Below are 20,145 nucleotides of genomic sequence, written 5' to 3'. Positions count from 1 at the left end.
ATATTTCTTTGCAGGATGTACATCTTTTATCGGTTCCAGTAATTTAGCTGATTAACCAGTTTCAAACGGGTTATATTGGTCTGTCTCATCAGGTTTTGCGCCGCCAGGTAATTGTTAATGGCAATCACAAAATCAGCTATTCTGATATCTCCGGTTTGCAATAACCTGCTGTCCACCTGAATCAGGCTTTTAGTGAACTTAATCTGTTCTGAAACCTGTTTATATAATCCTGTCTGATCAGAGATCTGTTGCCGGAGCAGATTGAGCTGCTGCATATGCTGATTTTGAAAAAACTCTTTATATCCATTGATAGTCCGCTGCGCAATAGCGAGTTTGTTATATTGCATTTTGCGCTGATGTCCGTCAAAAATGGGTACAGAGACCGTGAAACCAACACTGGTCCCGAAATTCCGGTAAGGCTGAAATGCAAAAGAAGAATTATAGCCCCCATTGGCATATACACTTGCTTTAGGTTTATAATTGAAATCAATAGCTTTCCTTTGATTGATCAGCTTTAAACTGTCAATGCCAAACCTCCGGCCAAAAAAGTCAATGCCAGTATTTGAGCTTACCGGTTCAATTCCAGGATCTTCTAATTCATGGGCCGTCGTATCAGCAATACCTGTTAAGTAATTTAAAGTTGAGTAATCATTTTTCAATTGCAGTTCTGCCTGTTTCCATTGCAATTGCTGCTGCTGAAAAGTAACTAAGAAAGTCAGATAATCTACCTGTTTATAGACATTTGCCCTGGTCAGTTTTTTAAGTACAGTTTCTTCCTCATGCAGCAGCTGATAAACCTCCCGGTTAAATGCAGCCTGCTGCTGACTGGCAAATGCAGTGATATACTGATCAGTAATCGCTTTTTGCAGATCCAGTGTAGAAATACCGGTCGCAAACCTGATAGAATCTGATTGTAAATGAATACTTTCCAGCTGGTTATTGATATTCCTTTTACTGACAAGATTATAATTGACATTCAGTGCTGCTTCAAGTGCTTTTCCGTTAGTCAGCACCTCATCAAAACCATAACCATTAATTACAGGCGCATACATTCCGTTGGCAATTCCGGTCACCTGCGGAAGATATCCCGCCTTCACCCGCATGCTATCGATTCTGTTTGACTGCAGCTGATTTTTATAATCCTTTAACAAAGGACTGCGTTTAACAGCCTCCTGATAAAAATAATCAAGATTTCTTACCGGCTGCTGTGCCTTAGCCGGACACAGTGCAAAACTGCTCAGTGCCAGTATGAGTATATATGATTTAAAATGTTCCACTGAATGCAAGCCCCGCCGCTTTTTGCTGATACATAGGTACTAATGAATATTTCATGGTTTGCTTACCCATCACTAATTTTTTAAGATGCGGATAAATCAAATAAGCCAGTTTCGTAGAAGCAATACCAAAGCCGGCACCAGCCACCACATCACTGAGCCAATGTTTATTGTTATACATTCTTAAAACCCCTGTTGCTGTTGCTACTGTATAACCCGCATAACCAATCCACGGAGAAACATCTCTGTACTCCTGATTTAAAAATTCGGCAGCCGCAAATGCATTCGCTGTATGTCCTGAAGGAAATGAATAATTATCAGAGCCATTAGGACGCTCGCGGCCAACAATATGTTTGACAGAAAAAGTAGAAACACCCATAATAGCCTCCGATAACACATAAAGTGCTGTTCCATCAACAATTCCATGTTTACTTTTCACACCAGCCAGATTTAGCGCATAAAAAGCAACTCCCGGAGCAAACTGAAGAAAGTTATCAGCATGTACAGCAAATGCCGGATGATCTTCCTGTAACTCAGCTTTGGTACTAAAATCCAGTCTTCGAACGGCATTATTTCCTAAAGAAAGCAGCCCATAACTAATTAAAACTGCCGGAACGATAAATGATTTTACCTGAGGTGGATTTAGTCCGCGTCTCTTCATCACCGGCACCTTCAGGACGCTCTGGCTTGAATCTCTTTTAGATGTATCTGTTTGCTGAGCGAAAATCATCCCTGGTAAACATAACATGAATATAAGGCTAAAAAATCTCATTCAATAATTTCTTTAAATTGATAGTACTCAGCAAAGAAACAATTGAATATTGGAGGAAATTTGTAGCTGCTGGTGCCTGCCTTCGTTTTTAAATAATACATGGATAAACCTTATGTATCATGAAACCGGCACTCAGACGCTCAGCTATAATCATAAAAGCCATAAGCCAAAGACAAAGAAAGGTTAACGTCTATAATAGCTCGTAGTTGAAAGGGGGTTGGAAGGGTCCTGTACCCTTCCAACCCCCTTTCAACTACGAGCACAATACGACCTGTCTTATACTGAAATTAGCCTGCAGTATATACATTACTGAAAATACCTGGAAAGCTAAAGGAGTAAAAGACATCCGGGTAAATATTATTTTACACAAATTATATAAGTACTTATATAATTACTTATATATTTAGCTATGAATTACTATCAGTCATTAGGGTACTTAGTTTTAGGCAGCCGGTTAAAACGGTTGAGTGAACTTTTTCTTTCAGAAATTAATAAATCATACAAAGCAGAAGGCATTGTATTTGAGACCACCTGGTTTCCCGTATTTTATTTACTCTCTGAAAACAAGACCCTGACCATTCAGGAATTATGCGAGCAGATCGAAGTTTCTCATCCTGCAGCAAGCCAGTTGGTTACCAATCTTAAAAACAAAGGTTTAGTGATCAGCACCACCAGTCCTGATGATGCACGCAAACAATTAGTCACATTGAGTGAAGAAGGTAAAACTCTTTTAGCGCGTATCCTTCCGGTTTGGGATGCCATTACAGCAACCATGGAAGAAGTAGCCGGCAGCAGCGCCATATTAGATACACTGACTAAACTCGAAACTGCCTTCAAATCAGTAGATATTGTCAAGAATATTCAAAACGAAATACATCATCCCGTTAAATCCCAATCAAATGCATAACGATTTTTTTTATGGAACTGACCACCTGACCAGTGGAATCTGTCTTGCCATTGCAGCAGGCAAAACAAAAGGTCAGATTAGTCCTGAAGCAGCAGCAAATATTCAATCCTCCTGGGAAGAAGTGCAGAAAATTGTTCGCAGCCAGAAACCTGTTTACGGTGTAAACACAGGATTCGGCCCTTTATGTGACACGCATATTTCTGAGAAAGACACTTCTCTTTTGCAAAGTAACATCCTTAAAAGCCACAGTGTTGGCGTAGGTAAACCTATCCCTTTGGAAATCGCCAAAATTATGATGATTACCAAGGTACAGGCCCTGGCAAAAGGCTTTTCTGGTATCGCACCACAAACCCTGGATCGTATTATCTGGCATATTGACAATGACATCATTCCTTTTGTGCCCGAAAAAGGCTCTGTAGGTGCTTCTGGTGACCTTGCTCCCCTATCTCACTTATTCCTTCCTTTAATTGGTTTAGGTGAAGTGTTTATCAATGGAGAGAAAGTTTCTGCTGCAAAAATGCTGGAGCAATATCAGCTGGAACCTATTGTTCTGGGGCCAAAAGAAGGATTAGCATTGATAAACGGTACTCAATTTATTCTTGCTTTCGCTGTTAAGGCGGTTCAGCGTTTAAATGACGCATTGGATCTGGCAGATTTAAGCGGGGCAATGTCATTGGAAGGATTGACAGGTTCTACGCGTCCATTCGATGAACGTTTACACAATTTAAGACCTTATAAAGGTACTAAACTGGTTGCTCACCGTTTATCGGCTATCCTGGAAGGATCAGAAATAGGTACTTCACATATCAATTGCAGTCGTGTACAGGACCCTTATTCTATCCGTTGTATGCCGCAGGTACATGGTGCTTCGCGTAATGCCTGGTTACATCTCAAAGAATTAACTGAAATAGAACTGAATTCGGTTACAGATAATCCGGTTATTTTCAGTGCCGAAGATACGATCAGCGGCGGAAATTTCCACGGCCAGCCTTTAGCCATGGTTCTTGATTATGCAACTGTTGCAGCCGCAGAATTAGGAAATATTGCTGATCGCCGCTGTTACCTGATGAATGAAGGTAAATATGATTTGCCCAAACTTTTAATTGCTGATGCAGGATTAAACTCTGGTTTAATGATCCCGCAGTACACCACAGCTGCATTGGTAACAGAGAACAAAACTTTATGCTTTCCGGCAAGTGCAGATAGTGTACCTACTTCTTTAGGACAGGAAGACCATGTTTCCATGGGCTCTATCAGCGGCAGAAAATTACATATGGTTATTGATAACCTTGAATTTATCCAGGCTATTGAACTTTTATACGCTTCGCAGGCTATAGAATTCAGACGTCCTTTGAAATCAACTCCGGTTATTGAAGCCTGCCACGATTTAATCAGAAAACACATACCCTATATTAAAGAAGATCGCCTGTTTGCAGACGATATTAATCAGTTACATCAATTGATAACAAACGGTTCATTATTGCAAACCGCTAATGAAACTGCTATTTCTAACCATATTAACCTATTCAGCGATGACGACTTCAGAATTTATTAATACCTACGCCAAACATCCATTTTATAAAGCACCAAGAGGTATGCAATTGCATGCTAAAAGCTGGCAAACAGAATCTGTATTGCGTATGCTTTTGAACAATCTGGATGGTGAAGTAGCAGAAAACCCAGAAGAACTGGTTGTTTATGGTGGTATCGGCCAGGCTGCACGTAATCCGGAATCTTTACGTAAAATCATTGAAATCCTGTTAGAACTGGATGAACATCACTCTTTGTTAGTACAATCAGGTAAACCTGTAGGTATGATCAGAAGTCATCCTCAGGCGCCACGCGTGTTGATTGCTAACAGTAACCTCGTACCTGCATGGGCAAACTGGGAACATTTCAATGAATTGCGCAGTAAAGGATTAATGATGTATGGCCAGATGACAGCGGGAAGCTGGATTTATATCGGTACGCAGGGTATTTTACAAGGTACCTACGAAACTTTTGTAGAATGCGGCCGTCAGCATTTTGACCATAACTTAACTGGTAAACTGATTGTAAGTGCTGGTATTGGCGGTATGGGTGGTGCACAACCACTGGCTGCAACTATGGCTGGTGCCATCTTTTTAGGGGCCGATGTAGATGAGACAAGAATTCAAAAAAGAGTAGACACGCAATATATTGACCGCATAACGCATTCTTATGAAGAAGCAATCAAATGGGTTAACGAGGCTAAAACTACCGGAGAAGCTATTTCTATTGGTATAGTTATGGATGCAGGAGATTTACTGGAACGTTTAACTGCCGATGGTGTAATTCCTGATATCCTGACCGACCAGACTTCTGCCCATGATCCTTTGAATGGTTATGTTCCCAATGGTCTGTCTTTACCTGAGGCGCTTGCCTTAAGAAAAAGTGACCCTGAAAAATACAAAGCATTATCACTGAAAAGTATGGCGCGTCACGTAGGTTTCATGCTTGAATTGCAGAAACTGGGTGCGGTTACTTTTGATTATGGAAATAACTTAAGAGAATTTGCAAAACAAGGCGGAGAGCAGGATGCTTTCAACTTCCCTGGTTTTACACCTGCTTATATCAGGCCCTTATTCTGTGAAGGTAAAGGTCCTTTCAGGTGGGTAGCTTTATCAGGCGATCCTGAAGATATTTATGTAACCGACCGTGCTTTGATGGAAGCATTTCCAGAAAACACGCATTTAATTAACTGGCTGCAAAAAGCACAGGATAAGATCAGTTTCCAGGGCTTACCTGCACGTATTTGCTGGTTAGGAATGGGCGAACGCGAAAAAGCTGGTTTGATTTTCAATGAACTGGTAGCCAGCGGTAAAGTAAAAGGCCCGATTGTTATTGGCCGTGATCACCTGGATTGTGGTTCTGTAGCTTCTCCTAACCGCGAAACCGAAGCGATGAAAGATGGCTCTGATGCAGTTTCTGACTGGCCATTACTGAACCTGATGGCAAACACTTCGGGTGGGGCTACCTGGGTTTCTTTCCATCATGGAGGTGGCGTAGGAATGGGTTATTCGCAGCATGCGGGTATGGTGGTACTGGCAGACGGAACTGAGCGCGCTGCAAGCTGCATTAGCCGTGTATTGTACAATGACCCTGCTATGGGTATATTCCGTCATGCTGATGCAGGATATGAGCAGGCAGAAATATGGGCTGAAAAATTCGGTTTAAAAATAGGATAATGATGAAAAAATTAATCGGACCATTCAGCGAGATCGTGACTTTGTCATCTTTAGCGCTGAATGGTGCTATAGATGATAGCCAGCTACAGGTTATCCGCAACGGCGGGGTAATCGTTGAAGATGGGGTTATCCGGGAAACCGGTGATTTTGATGCTTTGTATAACGCAAATCCGGGGCTTGAAATTGAAGAGGTTGAAGGGGAACAGGTATTACTTCCCGGTTTTATTGATTGCCATACACATATCTGCTTCGCAGGAAGCAGGGCAAAAGACTATAGTCTTCGTATCCAGGGAAAAACTTACCTGGAGATTGCTAAAAGTGGTGGCGGAATATGGGATTCTGTGACGCAAACCCGCGCAGCAGAGGAATCCATATTGGTCAGTTTACTGGAACAAAGGGTGCAGCGGCATCTGGCAGATGGGATTACGACCATAGAAATCAAAAGTGGTTACGGACTGGATATAGCTAATGAGCTGAAAATGCTGAGAGCGATAAAAACAGTTTCCTTAACCACCAAAGCCGATCTTGTACCGACCTGTTTAGCAGCACATCTTTTACCAAAGGATTTTAACGGTTCACAAACTGAGTATCTGAATCATATAGTGACCGATTTACTTCCGTTGGTTAAGGCAGAAAATCTGGCCGGTCGTGTTGACATTTTTATTGAAGAAAGTGCTTTTGACAGGACTGCTGCTGTTCCTTATTTACTGGCTGCTAAAGCTATGGGCTTTGAAATTACTGTTCATGCCGATCAGTTTACAACCAGCGGACTGGAAGTAGCTATCGAAGTGGGCGCTGTTTCGGCAGATCATCTGGAAGCGGGTACAGCCTATGAGGCTGCCTTGTTAAAAGGTTCAGAAACTGTCGCTGTTGTTCTTCCTGGCGCATCTTTAGGTTTAGGTATGCAGTATGCTCCTGCCAGAAAGTTACTGGATGCAGGTGCTTGCCTGGCTATTGCCAGTGACTGGAATCCGGGATCTGCCCCTATGGGAGATCTGTTGATGCAGGCTGCCGTGATGAGTGCTGCCGAAAAACTAAGTACTGCTGAAGTTTTCGCAGGACTGACTTTCAGAGCCGCTAAAGCTTTAAATATTAAAGACAGAGGCAGATTAGCTGAAGGCATGATGGCCGATATGCAGGCTTATCCCTGCCATGATTACAGGGAGATTTTGTATCATCAGGGAAAAATCAAACCTGGTATAGTTTGGAAAAACGGAACAAGAATATAAAAAGATATGATCGATTCTTCATTTTATCGCAAAACATCAATTGATACCTGGACCGGACGTAATGACGGGACAGACCTTGCTGTTCAACGCTGGCATCAGCGGGTTATTTTAGTGGATCTGGAAAAAGAAAATTTAACAGCATTATCAGCTGGCCAGAAAGGAATTGCGCTGATTGGCTTTTCCTGTGATGAAGGGGTAAGACGTAATGGTGGCAGGGTTGGCGCTAAAGATGGTCCGGCTCATTTCCGCAAAGCTTGCTGCAATTTACCAGTTCATTTCGCTGAAAATGCCGTTTTTCTTGATTTAGGAGATGTTATTTGTCCGGGTCAGGATATGGAAGGTACTCAGCGTTCCCTGGCACGGGTTGTTGCCTGTGCTTTAGCCAATGGTTACCAGCCTTTCGTGATAGGCGGTGGACATGAAGTGGCCTATGGCCATTATTCAGGGATAAATGATTTTGTACAGGATCATGCATCAGCCGATGAGAAAAATATTGGTATCATTAATTTTGACGCTCATTTTGATTTGCGTGAACCTAATGAGAACGGTACAAATTCTGGTACAGGATTCTTCCAGATCGCTAATGATTGTAAATCGGCAGGTAAACCTTTCAGGTATATGCCTGTTGGGATTCAGTTGAACAGCAATACGAAATATCTTTTTGATACCGCAGCAGGATTAGATGTCAAACATATTCCTGCAGAGCAGTTTATGGTTTCCAGACAGGAGGAAATCCGTCTTCAGACCGAAGAGTTTATCGCAGGCTCGACACATATCTACCTGACTATTTGTATGGACGTATTTTCATCTTCATTTGCTCCCGGAGTAAGCGCCGCAGCTTTTAGCGGACTGATCCCTGATGCATTTTTCTTCGCCTGCCTGAAATCGGTGATTGCAAGCGGCAAAGTAATCAGTATGGATATTGCAGAATGTAACCCTGTTTTTGATCAAGACCAGCGCACCGCCAAATTAGCTGCCGCGCTGGCCTTTAGCATGATCACCTAACCAAAAGATTATTCAGCAGCGGGAAGGAAGAAGCAAAAGCGGCTTCCTTCCCCTATTTCACTTTCTACCCATATTTTACCATTCTCGGCTTCTATAAAATCTTTAGAGATAGCCAGCCCCAGACCAGAGCCCGATTTATTATTACCATCTGTAGGTACCTGGAAATAACGGTCAAACAGACGTTTTTGATACTGTTCGTCAATCCCTTTTCCAAAATCACGTACAGAGAATTCTATTCCACTTTTTTTCTCTTGTACCTCTATTTGTACTTTTGATTTCTCTGCGCTATAACGTAAAGCATTGGACAGGAAGTTAATGAGCACCCAGGCTGTTTTTTCTACATCGGCATTAACTACCGGCAACTTTTCTTTACTGATCAGTTCAAGCTGGATATTTTTCTGTTCTGCCTGAAACCTGACAGCATTCAATGCATAATTTACAATTTCCAATGGGGCCGCTTTGACAAAGTTAAGCTGGAGATTTCCTGTTTCTACCTGTGCCAGATCGAGCAGTTCACTGGTAATCTTTAACAAGCGGCTGCAATCATCTTTTATATGGGCTACTAATTGTTTTTGCTCTTCATTCATCGATCCGATCCTTTCATCATCCATCAGTTTTAAACTCATTTTGATGGAAGATATCGGGGTTTTAAGCTCATGTGAAACTGTAGCAATGAAGTTAGTTTTAGCCTCATCGAGTTCTTTGAACTGGGTAATATTATTTAAGATATAAACTGTTCCTGCTGTTTTACCGGTTTGTAAAATCGGCGACTCCTGATCTTCAAATACAGGGACAATGATTTCTCTTTTCTGTAACTGGAAATAGGATTCTTTCTGATCTGCGTAAATTTTGATCGGCTGATCATTTCTTTCATTAGTCATAATACGGGCCAGCAGATCATTCTTCTTCATGAGCTCTTTAACATTCAGACCATTGACTTTCTTTTCATCTAAATTCATGAGCTGAGCAGCTACTTTATTCATAAAAAGGATTTCCTGCTTTTCATTGAGCCCTATAATTGCATCCTGCATCTGCTCAATAATAGCTTCGATACGAAGTTTTTCTGATTGAATTTTCGCAAGGTTACTGTTCTCCCATTTATTTAACTGCTCTACCATTTCATTGAATGATTTGGCCAGTTCCGAGAATTCATCTGTTCCGTCAAATTCAAGTCTTTGCTTATAATTTTTACGCCCGATTTCCTGAATTGCTTCAGAAAATTCTCTTAATGGATTGGCTACAAATCCAGGGAAGTTGACTATAAATGAGAATAAAACAAGGAAACAAAGACAAGCTGTAGTGACAAGGTATAAACTGGCTTTTTCTACTGATTTCTGTGCCGCATCGTTCTTTCTGACAATTCCATCCATGTTGAGCTGGTCAATGAGCATCAGTTGGGCCCTGACCCTGGATAAGGCCGCTTTTTGCTGCGCAGGATTAGAGGATGGGGCTGTCATTTCAAGAAATGCAGTAGTCAGAGAGGCAACAGCTTCTCCTTCTCCTTTTTCAGTTACGTTTTTCCCCTCCAAGGCAAGCTTTGATAAGAATTTCGCCTTGTTTTGTGGTGATAAAGGCAGGTCATTCTGATCAAGAATTAATCTCATTTCCCTGGTGTAACTTAGTGTCTCATAGTTATCCTTCAATATCACTTTTGCACTGACCGAAATCTGGTTCATGTAGTAAAGTGAAATTGTACCGAATAAGAGTACCACCACAAATAGGAATCCGAATCCGAGGCGGAGTTTTGTTTTTATCTTCATTGTTTTAGCTTGTAAAGTTGGTCTCAACGCTCATCTGGCTTCGAAAAAAAACATTCAGCTATGTTCGGTGGGCATTACCTTTTCCTGAAGAAGGAAAAAGAACGCTATTCCCTCACATTAGCGGAATGTTTTTTTTTCATCCTCCAGGCCTGGCATGGAGGACAGTTTAAAGCGCAGACAATTCATATAAAAATTATTGGTTTGTTTGTTTATTTGTTAGATAATGCCTTTGTTAGATGCTTATTTTGTTAGAGAACACTTTCCTTAGATGCTTATTTTGTTAGATGGTTTATTGTTAGATTATTCCTTTGCGTTTACCTTTCCATTGGCCATTACTTTTTTCTCTCAGGACAAGATCACAAGATCTGTTTCGGTCGAGGAAATGTTTCGCAGAAGCTCATTAAAAATAGCAGTTCTCATGATCACCTGAAAGAGGTTTAAATGAGGTTTGCCGATGCATATGGTTGTAATTTCTTTTTCGTGCGCAACCTTCATAATAGTCTTTGTGACCTCATCGCTTTTTACTTTGATAACCTCAGCCCCGAGTTCTGTGGCCAGCTTAAAGTTATTGATGAGATGCCGCTGTAAATCTAGCTTAATCCTATCACTACTTTCGTTATTATTCTGCACATAAAGTACTACCCAGGGGGATCTGTAGTAGGAAGCCAGCCTCGCGGTTTTTCTGATTACGATCTTCGCTGTGACGTTATTGGTAGAGATACAGGCCATAAAACGCTCCGGTCTGAGTTTAATTTGCTTAGGGATTTCCACACTGATTTTCCGCTCTACGTGATGGGCAACTTCTCTTAAAGCCAACTCCCTTAATTGCAGAATCCGCTCAGACTGGAAGAAGTTTCCTAAAGCCCTTTCTATTTTTGTTTTATCATATATTTTACCCGATTTCAGGCGGTCGATTAACTCATCTGCCGTCAGGTCAATGTTTACAATCTCATCTGCAATATCCAATACCCTGTCTGGGATACGCTCGGTAATCGGGATACCCGTAATTTTTTCAATTTCTTCATTCATGCTCTCCAGATGCTGGATATTCACCGCAGAGATAACACTGATGCCAGCCTCCAGTATGTCCATGACGTCCTGCCAGCGTTTTGTATTTTTACTCCCTTCTATGTTGGAATGTGCAAGCTCATCCACAATAACAACTTCAGGGTTCCGGCTTACAATCGCCTGTACATCCATCTCCTCCATTTCTTTCCCCTTGTAAAAAAGCTTACGCCTTGGGATCAAAGGGATACCCGCCAATAATGCATGGGTTTCTTCACGGTTATGCGTTTCAATATAGCCAATCTGTATATCTATTCCATTTTTGAGCAGGGCATGCGCCTCCTGCAGCATTCTGTAGGTCTTACCCACACCTGCGCTCATTCCGATATATACCTTGAACTTTCCCCGACGCGATTTCTTCACCAGATCAAGGAACTGACGTACAGATTGTTCTTTACTATTATCTTCCACAATGTGACCCGTTTACCATTTAATGATTACATAACCAATATCTACGAGGTAAAATACGCCTGTAAACAGGCTCGCCCCTATCAATATCAGTATAAATTTAGCTGAATAATTCCAGTAATTTTCTTTTAAAATAATTGCCTTTTGAGGCTGATTAAACCCACCTGCTCTGGCTAATTTCAACCTGTCAATTCTAGCTCTTTTCTTTGTTTTAGGGCCATGTTTAAGACATAAAAACCCTGCAAATACAGTGAGTGATGCAGTCAATAAAAATTCTAAAAATGTTTCCATGTTTATAGCTTTTAAAACCGGGGATACACTCCCCGGCAAATCAATTTATTTAAAATGAAACCGCTACGCTCGCAGTTACAGCAGCATTGCAATTCACGGCATTCATATCTCTTTTAAAAATTTTGTCTTTGCTATCATAAACTTTCCCCTCCAGTCTGACAACAGCATTGGGTACTGGTGAGTAATCAATATTTAAAGAATATCCCCTGGTTTTGAAACCATTAGGGGTATCTGTAACAATCAGCACTCCATTTTTATCCTGGTAGTATTCAAATCTGCCTGCCATAGCCCATTGAGGGTTGATCGTATAACGGGCAATAACTACTGGAGATAATACTTCGTTTTTTCTATGATCTGTTTTGGATTTCTGCTGTGTAGCATAATCAAAGCCTACAGTTATACCAAAAGCATCAGCCAACTGGAAAACCCCGTATACATTATGGTAAAAACGGGTTACACGTACAGAGTCTACACCTTCGGTCCCAAGGTAATTACTGTAGTTCACGGTAATTTTGTCTGAAGGTTTCCAGGTCAATTGTACCCCACCCGCAGGCTGTCTGTTTCCATCCTGACGGGCAATCCGCTGCCAGCCATTTAAATATAAGGCCGAAGCTGTGAATTTATTGTCATCTGTGCTGTAGGTAACTTTAGCCCCCGACTCGAAATAAGGCGTATTCTCTGAAGAAATGTTTCTTGTCAATACCCAGCAGTCTTTTGATATCGCACTTTCAAAACCTATATGCGAAGAAAATACTCCTGCATCTACCCATAGATTTGCTTTGTTGGATATTTTAAAACCAACGTTTGCCTCCAGTATGTTTTTGGATACACCAGACTCTGCCGCCAAATTTGCATTGGCATAGGTTCCAGCCATTAATGCCAAATTAGCCCTGATTTTCCCGGAGTCATAGGCAGCCTTAATATAGCCCAGGTTCAGGTTTACTTCATTACTTCTATTGTGTGAATAAATAAAGCCGGGCCTGTTGTTATTCTCTGGTTTATTAAAATCATGTCCGTAATATACTTCTGCATATCCGGAAATTTTAATCTTCGGATCTTCCTGTGCACTTGCACCTAAACCTATACAAACAGTGGCAGCTGTCATCAAAAATTTGTTCATTGTTTTTCTCTTATTATTGGTAAGGTGTTTTATAATTTGGTAAGGGCTTATCAAAGCCTGTTTAAAATTCATCTGCCTTTGGTCTGGGTTTCTGAATTCTAAACAGGCTTCAAATTATTTTTTCAGGTTGTCTAACGCAACGTTCAGCTCTAATACGTTTACTGTACCTGGGCCAAAAAGACCCAAAAATGGTCCATGGGCTGTTTTTTTAACCAGATCAGCAACTTCTTGTTCATTTAGTTTTCTATTCATCGCAACTCTTTTAACCTGAATAGCTGCTCCTTCTACAGAGATATCAGGATCGAGCCCGCTACCTGAAGCAGTAACCATATCGGCAGGAATATCGCTGCGTTTCAGGTAAGGATGATATTTAAGCAGAGAGTCTATACGACCGTTTACTTCTTTCAGATAATCAGGGTTTGAAGGGCCTTTGTTTGAGCCACCAGATCCATCTGCTTTATAACCAACTGCTGATGGCCTGCCCCAGAAATATTGAGGCTTGGTGAAGGATTGACCGATTAAGGCATAACCGACTACTTTACCATTTTTAGTGATCTTTTCACCTCCCCCGTTACCTTTAGCAAAACCGCCGGCAAAGGCAACCACTAAAGGATAGATTACGCATAGCAGAACTAATAAAACTGCAGTAAGACGTATAGACTGTAAAATGTACTTTTTCATGATTTCTTATTGTTAATATTTTAAACGAATAACCCAACTAGTATATCAATCAGCTTGATCCCTATAAATGGCGCTATTACACCACCAAGGCCATAAATAAGCAGGTTTCTACGCAACAATGCACTAGCCCCGATTGGTTTATAAGCCACACCTCTTAAGGCAAGAGGGATCAGGATCGGAATGATAATCGCATTGAAAATCACTGCAGACATAATCGCACTCTCAGGGGAATGTAAACCCATGATATTCAAGGCTTGTAAAGCTGGTATCGAACCAATAAACAAGGCTGGAACAATAGCGAAATATTTAGCTACGTCATTGGCAATAGAGAAGGTGGTTAATGTACCACGGGTAATTAATAACTGTTTACCGATCTCTACAATCTCAATTAGCTTGGTTGGATCGTTGTCTAAATCGACCATGTTTCCAGCTTCTTTTGCAGCTTGCGTTCCACTGTTCATCGCTACACCAACATCTGCCTGTGCTAAGGCCGGAGCATCGTTTGTACCGTCGCCCATCATCGCAACCAGCTTACCTAAAGCCTGCTCGTCTTTGATATAGTTCATTTTATCCTCAGGTTTTGCCTCAGCAATAAAATCATCGACACCTGCTTTTTCAGCGATAAATTTAGCAGTCAACGGGTTATCACCTGTCACCATCACCGTTTTTACGCCCATTTTACGCAGACGGTCAAAACGTTCGCTGATACCTGGTTTGATAATATCCTGTAATTCAATTACACCCAGGGCTTTTTCATTTTCTGAAACAACCAGCGGTGTTCCTCCGTTAGAAGCAATCTTTTTAACTTCGTCTTCGATATCTTTAGGGAAGATATTTCCTGCTTTCTGAACGATATTACGGATAGAATCAAACGCTCCTTTACGGATACGTCTTCCATCAGGTGTGTCAATACCGCTAGATCTGGTTTCGGCAGTGAATTTGATAAATACTGCCCCCTCTGGGGTAGCTGGCAAAGCAAAATTATGCTGTGCATTGGCCAGCTCAATAATCGACTTACCTTCTGGGGTTTCATCAGCCAGCGAACTCAGTACGCAGGCATTGGTAAATAGTTTAGCGTCTACAGCTGCCGTTGGATAGAAATTAGTAGCCTTACGGTTACCGATAGTGATTGTTCCGGTTTTATCTAATAACAATACGTCAATATCACCAGCGGTTTCTACCGCTTTACCAGATTTGGTGATTACGTTTGCACGTAAGGCACGGTCCATTCCGGCAATCCCGATTGCTGATAACAACCCACCGATTGTGGTAGGGATCAGACAGACAAACAGGGAGATTAAGGCCGCAATAGTGATTGGCGTATTTGCGTAATCTGCAAAAGGTTTTAAAGTCACACAGACAATCACGAATACTAAGGTGAAACTTGCTAAAAGGATTGTTAAAGCAATCTCATTTGGTGTTTTCTGACGCGAAGCTCCTTCTACCAAGGCAATCATTTTATCCAGAAAGCTTTCTCCCGGCTCAGTACTTACCATGACTTTGATTTCGTCCGAAAGTACTTTTGTACCACCTGTCACAGATGATTTATCACCACCCGATTCTCTGATTACTGGTGCCGATTCTCCGGTGATAGCCGATTCATCTATGGTAGCTATACCCTGAATGATTTCTCCGTCTGTTGGAATAGTATCGCCGGTTTCACAAAAGAAAACGTCGCCTTTTTTCAACTGACTTGAAGAACGCATCTCAATGCTTCCATTAGCCAGCACAACTTTAGCAGGGGTTTCTTCTCTTGTTTTCCTTAAGCTGTCTGCCTGTGCTTTACCTCTGGCTTCTGCAATAGCTTCTGCGAAATTGGCAAATAGCACAGTTAAGAACAGGATTAAGAAAATGAAAAAGTTATATAGTGGTGATCCTTGTCCGGCATGGCTGATAGAATAAACCGTAACATAGGCCATCACAATTGTGCCTACCTCAACGGTAAACATAACCGGATTGCGCACCATTACCCTTGGATCAAGTTTTATAAAGGATTGTTTTAATGCGCTTTGAACCAGTGCAGGTTCAAATAATTTATTAGAAGACTTCATGATATTCTATTTAATCAGGGTAAAATATTCTGCCAGCGGACCTAAAGTCAGGGCAGGGAAATAAGAAAGGGCATTCAACACAATGATCACCGCAAAAGTCATCAGACTGAAAGTCAGCGTGTCTGCTTTTAAAGTACCAGCCGATTCAGGGATATATTTTTTAGCACCCAGTAATCCAGCGATAGCTATAGGACCGATAATTGGTAAGAACCTGCCCAGGAACAATACAAATCCTGTAGATACATTCCAGAACACATTGTTATCACCCAGACCTTCAAAACCAGAACCGTTGTTTGCATTAGAAGAAGTCATTTCGTATAACATTTCTGAGAAACCATGGAAGCCTGGGTTATTTAACCATGATTTTGGTTGCACTGCCCATGCTGCATCGGCATGATTAACGACAATAAAACTTGATAATGCTGTACCTGCCAGAATCAGAAAAGGACTCAATAAGGTAATCAGTGCGGCAATTTTTATCTCTCTTGCTTCTACTTTATGTCCCAGGAATTCTGGTGTACGCCCTACCATTAAACCAGATATAAATACGGCAATGATCAGATAGATGAAATAATTGAGTACCCCTACCCCACAACCTCCGTAAAATGAGTTGATCATCATCCCAAGCAGTTGCCAGAAACCTGTCAGTGGCATTGTACTGTCATGCATACTGTTTACAGATCCTGTAGAGATAATGGTAGTAACTGTACTCCAGTAACCACTGATTGCTGGTCCGAACCGTACTTCTTTACCTTCCATAGCACCGGATAACTGCGATACGCCCATTTTCGCGATTGCAGGATTACCGCCCAGCTCACTGCTTACTGTTGGAATAAGCAGTAATAACATACCAATAGTCATTACACCGAATATCATCCATGATAATTTTCTGCGTCTGATAAAAATACCAAAGGCAATAACCATTGCTATAGGAATAATTACCTGTGCAATCAGCTCTACCGAGTTAGTAAAATAGGATGGATTTTCTAAAGGGTGTGCAGAGTTTGTACCAAACCAGCCACCACCGTTTGTGCCTAAGTGTTTAATAGCTACAAATGCAGCTGCAGGACCTCTTGATACGTTTACGGTATCGCCCTGAAGTGATATAAATTTGTCTTTCCCTTCATAACTGGTCGGTGTACCTGAGAAAGCAAGTATGATTGCCATTACTAATGAAAGTGGCAATAATAACCTGGTAATTGATTTAACAAAGAATTCCCAGAAGTTCCCCAGGTTAGTAGATGTTTTATCTCTGAAGGCTTTAAAAAAGACTACAGCAGCTGCAATACCAGTTGCGGCACTTACAAACTGCAAAAACATCATGATAAAGTGCTGTGTAAGATAAGTCACACCACTTTCTCCAGAATAATGCTGCAGGTTACAGTTAACAACGAAACTAATAATAGAGTTAAAGGCCAGATCAGGGCTCATGCCCGGATTGCCGTCAGGATTAAGTGGCAGCTTGTCCTGATACATTAAAACAAAAAATCCGTAAACTAACCAAACCAGGTTGATGGTCATCAGCGCTTTCATGTGCTGTTTCCAATTCATCTGCTCGTTTGGGTTAATCCCGGAAAGTTTGTAGATACCGGATTCAATAGGTTTTAGAAAGTCTGTCCAGACTTTTTCACCAGCGAATACCTTTGCAAGGTATTTACCTAAAGGAATAGCTATAACCAGGGTAAGCAGGTAGGTAGCGAAGATTCCAAATAATTCAGTGTTCATAGCGTTCAATTAAAATTTTTCGGGTTTAATCAGCACGTAAATCATATAGATAAATACTGCGATTGCGATAATAAATAGTGCGATCATAATGTTAGATTTTTTCGAACCAGTCGATTGATTTGTAGCAGATCCATGTCAGGACCAGGAGGGCGATTAAAAGTAGTACAGTCATCATTGTCTTTATTTTTCATGGCCTTATCCAATAGGTATACCAAAGAAAAACACACAGCTGTAAATAGCTATTTTTCAACATTTTAAGCTATTAATTGGGTTTTTCATGAAAATGAGGTATCAGAAAACCCTTCCATAATGGAAGGGTTTATTCCCAATATGGAAGATTAGTTCGGGGCAAAGACTGTTTAAATTATCTGCAGAGGGTTCTGATATTATGTTCGTGACAATAGGGTTACTTAACAGGCTATAACTGTATTAAGGGAAACCTCTAATTCTTAATATGATGAAGAAATATTTGATTTATGGAATACTAAGTTTAACTGTGCTGAGTTGCAACAGTGAAAAAAAATCAGGTGCTTATGAAACTGCTGATAGTCAAAAACAGAGTTCTACCTCGTCATCAGATACCCCGATGGCCGAAAAGATTGTTAAAACGGCGGATATGAGATTCAGGGTAAAGGATGTGCAGTCTACTAAAGAAAAATTAGGAAGTATACTGAGGGCTGAAGGCGGGACAATTGCTGAATTTAATACGCATAGCCAGATCAGACAAAATGAAAAAGTAAAATACTCTGCTGATTCTTTACTGGAACTGATTTCTTACCGCGTAGAAGGTTTGGTTGTAGCTAAAATCCCCGCAGAGAAACTGGATGATTTTACAAATCAGATAGCTAAAATGGCGGTGTTTATTGATGATCAGTCTTTAAAACAAGATGATCAGAGCATCAATTACCTGAGTAATCAATTGAAAAACAGAAATAAACTGGAAGCCGTAACTCAATTGAACAATTCTGTTTCAGGGAAAAAGACTGGTGTCGCTGAAAGATCTTTAGCACTAAAAGATGAATATGTAGATAATAAGGCCAATAATCTGCTTACCGACAGGAATGTGCGGTACAGTACGATTACTTTAAATTTCTATCAGGATAATACCGTAAAAAAAATGATCGTGGTCAATGATGAATTAGCCGATTATCGCCCCGACTTTTTCAAACGTTTCTGGCTGAGTTTTGAAAATGGCTGGAGTTTATTCAAAGAATTCATTCTGATACTGGCTAATTTATGGGCCATATTATTGGTTATAGCTGCCGGATATTTTATTTTCAGACATTATCGGAGAAAAAAACTGATGGCATAGCCTGGTTTAGGCTATAACGGCATCTTACTTGAAATTTTTTCTCCTTGAAAAGCAACACATTAAGAGTTTTTTACGTTTTAAATAGTTGTGAGCAGTAAAAATGTCAATTCTTTACTTACCTTTGTTGCACACCAAATCAGAAAAATCATTTATGATTAATCGAAATTGGTTTCTGCAAATAAGTAATTATCAGCAGATCCTTCGCAAGAGGAATAATAAAGGTGATACCATTTTTTCGGGGTGTAGCGTAGCCCGGTATCGCGCCTGCTTTGGGAGCAGGAGGTCGTAGGTTCGAATCCTGCCACCCCGACAAAATCGATACTAATCGAGTCAAAAAACCTTAAATCATATGATTTAAGGTTTTTTTGTTTTATTTCAACCCTATCTATCTCAATCGAAATCAAGAAAAACGTGCCCTATTCGGTGCCCCATTTTATTTGTGAGTATTCCTCAGTAGCCACTATGGCATCCAGCACAATGATATTGTAAAAAAAGCACTACAATCTGATAGGTAGCTAATTACATTTGCTAAAAAGGATTAGTTTTCTCTAACTTTATGATAATTAATATCATCACCATGTTATGTCATTTAAAAAATACTCGTTTTTTGTTTTTGGCATTATTTCTTCTTGCTGCCAGGAACACTTCATCTGCTCAATCCATTGAAGCAGCCGATATGTTTAATCAGCAGGTAGCCATCCAGCAACAGATTAATTTTCAGCAGTTCAACACGCAAAACACCATTAACCAGCAACTCACAACTATGTCATTGACAGGCATGAACAATGGTATTCCTGTTTATAATGGTCAATATCCGTTTGAAGTTACTTTAAAGAAAGACAGTTCAAAAATAACGGTTCATTCAAAAATTTATAACGATACTGTTTTACATAAAACTTACTTGTTGGCAATTGATAAAAAATTTCCAAAATCAGATAGCCGTCGTCAACAAAAAATTTATCCCGACCAAACCATTAGTATTTCCCGTCCTGAAATAAGAAAAGCTTTTACACGGGCGGTGCACATTAATGGCGTACCAACAGATAGTTGCTGGATGTTTAAAATGATAACAGGGCCAATAAGTGCCTATTCCTTCCTGAGCGATTCAGAACCTAATTTCAACCCGGCAACAATTGTAGCCATACAATTAAATGATGGCCCTATCGTAAAGTTAAACGAAGAAAATCTCGAAGCTATAGTTGGACGGGACAAAGATGCTTTGGAGATTGTTAAAAAAAACCGTTTTTATAGTGCAATAAGGAAATATAATAAAGACGCAGAGAATAAAAACAATTAGCTACAAAAATTTTTTATTCAAACCCTCAAACATTCCTTTTGT

17 protein-coding genes and 1 tRNA gene are annotated in these 20,145 nt (G+C 40.6%); 8 read left to right on the top strand and 10 right to left on the bottom strand.

Annotated elements, in window-relative coordinates:
• Positions 1 to 26 precede the first annotated feature (26 nt).
• Entirely contained in the window at positions 27 to 1,277 is a 1,251-nt protein-coding gene (locus HDE68_RS17420) for a TolC family protein (RefSeq protein ID WP_317617709.1), read from the bottom strand.
• Positions 1,264 to 2,046 carry a phosphatase PAP2 family protein gene (locus HDE68_RS17415; protein ID WP_260171799.1) on the bottom strand — a complete coding sequence of 261 codons (783 nt, stop codon included), beginning with the start codon at positions 2,044 to 2,046 and terminating at the stop codon, positions 1,264 to 1,266. The genes HDE68_RS17420 and HDE68_RS17415 overlap by 14 nt, the downstream gene beginning before the upstream one ends.
• 409 nt (positions 2,047 to 2,455) lie before the next feature.
• On the opposite strand from HDE68_RS17415, the gene HDE68_RS17410 reads away from it, so the two are divergent.
• The 5 genes from HDE68_RS17410 to hutG are packed head-to-tail and all read left to right on the top strand — an operon-like array spanning position 2,456 to position 8,393.
• A complete protein-coding gene (locus HDE68_RS17410; RefSeq protein ID WP_183883487.1) occupies positions 2,456 to 2,953 on the top strand; it encodes a MarR family winged helix-turn-helix transcriptional regulator in 498 nt (165 codons plus the stop codon).
• The gene (gene hutH, locus HDE68_RS17405) at positions 2,946 to 4,508 is read left to right on the top strand and encodes a histidine ammonia-lyase (protein ID WP_183883486.1); all 1,563 of its coding nucleotides are present in this window, start codon (positions 2,946 to 2,948) and stop codon (positions 4,506 to 4,508) included. The genes HDE68_RS17410 and hutH overlap by 8 nt, the downstream gene beginning before the upstream one ends.
• Complete coding sequence (hutU, locus tag HDE68_RS17400; protein WP_183883485.1) at positions 4,486 to 6,159, top strand: urocanate hydratase; 1,674 nt, start codon at positions 4,486 to 4,488, stop codon at positions 6,157 to 6,159. The genes hutH and hutU overlap by 23 nt, the downstream gene beginning before the upstream one ends.
• Positions 6,159 to 7,388 (top strand): imidazolonepropionase, encoded by a 1,230-nt coding sequence (hutI, locus tag HDE68_RS17395; protein WP_221300777.1) that lies wholly within the window; start codon positions 6,159 to 6,161, stop codon positions 7,386 to 7,388. Before hutU ends, hutI begins: the two co-directional genes overlap by 1 nt.
• Before the next feature lie 6 nt (positions 7,389 to 7,394).
• Positions 7,395 to 8,393: a formimidoylglutamase gene (gene hutG / locus HDE68_RS17390; protein WP_183883484.1), complete on the top strand. Its 999-nt coding sequence runs from the start codon at positions 7,395 to 7,397 to the stop codon at positions 8,391 to 8,393.
• 8 nt (positions 8,394 to 8,401) lie between these two features.
• On the opposite strand, the gene HDE68_RS17385 is transcribed toward hutG, so the two are convergent.
• The 8 genes from HDE68_RS17385 to HDE68_RS17350 all read right to left on the bottom strand — a co-directional run bounded on the left by HDE68_RS17385 (position 8,402) and on the right by HDE68_RS17350 (position 17,581).
• Positions 8,402 to 10,153, bottom strand: coding sequence for an ATP-binding protein (locus tag HDE68_RS17385; RefSeq protein WP_183883483.1), 1,752 nt, complete (start codon positions 10,151 to 10,153; stop codon positions 8,402 to 8,404).
• 345 nt (positions 10,154 to 10,498) lie between these two features.
• The gene (locus HDE68_RS17380) at positions 10,499 to 11,629 is read right to left on the bottom strand and encodes a sensor protein KdpD (RefSeq protein WP_183883482.1); all 1,131 of its coding nucleotides are present in this window, start codon (positions 11,627 to 11,629) and stop codon (positions 10,499 to 10,501) included.
• Between the two features lie 12 nt (positions 11,630 to 11,641).
• Positions 11,642 to 11,917 (bottom strand): hypothetical protein, encoded by a 276-nt coding sequence (locus tag HDE68_RS17375; RefSeq protein ID WP_183883481.1) that lies wholly within the window; start codon positions 11,915 to 11,917, stop codon positions 11,642 to 11,644.
• Between the two features lie 49 nt (positions 11,918 to 11,966).
• Entirely contained in the window at positions 11,967 to 13,037 is a 1,071-nt protein-coding gene (locus HDE68_RS17370; RefSeq protein WP_183883480.1) for a porin, read from the bottom strand.
• Positions 13,038 to 13,151: 114 nt separating this feature from the next.
• Positions 13,152 to 13,718, bottom strand: coding sequence for a K(+)-transporting ATPase subunit C (locus HDE68_RS17365; protein ID WP_183883479.1), 567 nt, complete (start codon positions 13,716 to 13,718; stop codon positions 13,152 to 13,154).
• Positions 13,719 to 13,738: 20 nt separating this feature from the next.
• The gene (gene kdpB, locus HDE68_RS17360) at positions 13,739 to 15,769 is read right to left on the bottom strand and encodes a potassium-transporting ATPase subunit KdpB (protein ID WP_183883478.1); all 2,031 of its coding nucleotides are present in this window, start codon (positions 15,767 to 15,769) and stop codon (positions 13,739 to 13,741) included.
• 6 nt (positions 15,770 to 15,775) lie between these two features.
• Positions 15,776 to 17,494 (bottom strand): potassium-transporting ATPase subunit KdpA, encoded by a 1,719-nt coding sequence (kdpA, locus tag HDE68_RS17355; RefSeq protein ID WP_183883477.1) that lies wholly within the window; start codon positions 17,492 to 17,494, stop codon positions 15,776 to 15,778.
• Between the two features lie 9 nt (positions 17,495 to 17,503).
• Positions 17,504 to 17,581: a potassium-transporting ATPase subunit F gene (locus tag HDE68_RS17350; protein WP_082035969.1), complete on the bottom strand. Its 78-nt coding sequence runs from the start codon at positions 17,579 to 17,581 to the stop codon at positions 17,504 to 17,506.
• A 367-nt stretch (positions 17,582 to 17,948) separates the two neighbouring features.
• Here HDE68_RS17350 and HDE68_RS17345 point away from each other — a divergent pair, with 367 nt between their 5' ends.
• The 3 genes from HDE68_RS17345 to HDE68_RS17335 all read left to right on the top strand — a co-directional run bounded on the left by HDE68_RS17345 (position 17,949) and on the right by HDE68_RS17335 (position 20,103).
• Complete coding sequence (locus HDE68_RS17345) at positions 17,949 to 18,806, top strand: DUF4349 domain-containing protein (RefSeq protein WP_260171798.1); 858 nt, start codon at positions 17,949 to 17,951, stop codon at positions 18,804 to 18,806.
• 236 nt (positions 18,807 to 19,042) lie between these two features.
• Positions 19,043 to 19,116: transfer RNA gene (locus HDE68_RS17340), tRNA-Pro, on the top strand.
• Positions 19,117 to 19,362: 246 nt separating this feature from the next.
• Positions 19,363 to 20,103 carry a hypothetical protein gene (locus HDE68_RS17335; protein WP_183883476.1) on the top strand — a complete coding sequence of 247 codons (741 nt, stop codon included), beginning with the start codon at positions 19,363 to 19,365 and terminating at the stop codon, positions 20,101 to 20,103.
• The last annotated feature ends 42 nt before the right edge of the window (positions 20,104 to 20,145 follow it).

This window comes from Pedobacter cryoconitis (assembly GCF_014200605.1).
Lineage (GTDB): Bacteria > Bacteroidota > Bacteroidia > Sphingobacteriales > Sphingobacteriaceae > Pedobacter > Pedobacter cryoconitis_B.
This window is presented reverse-complemented; position numbering and strand designations above follow the sequence as displayed.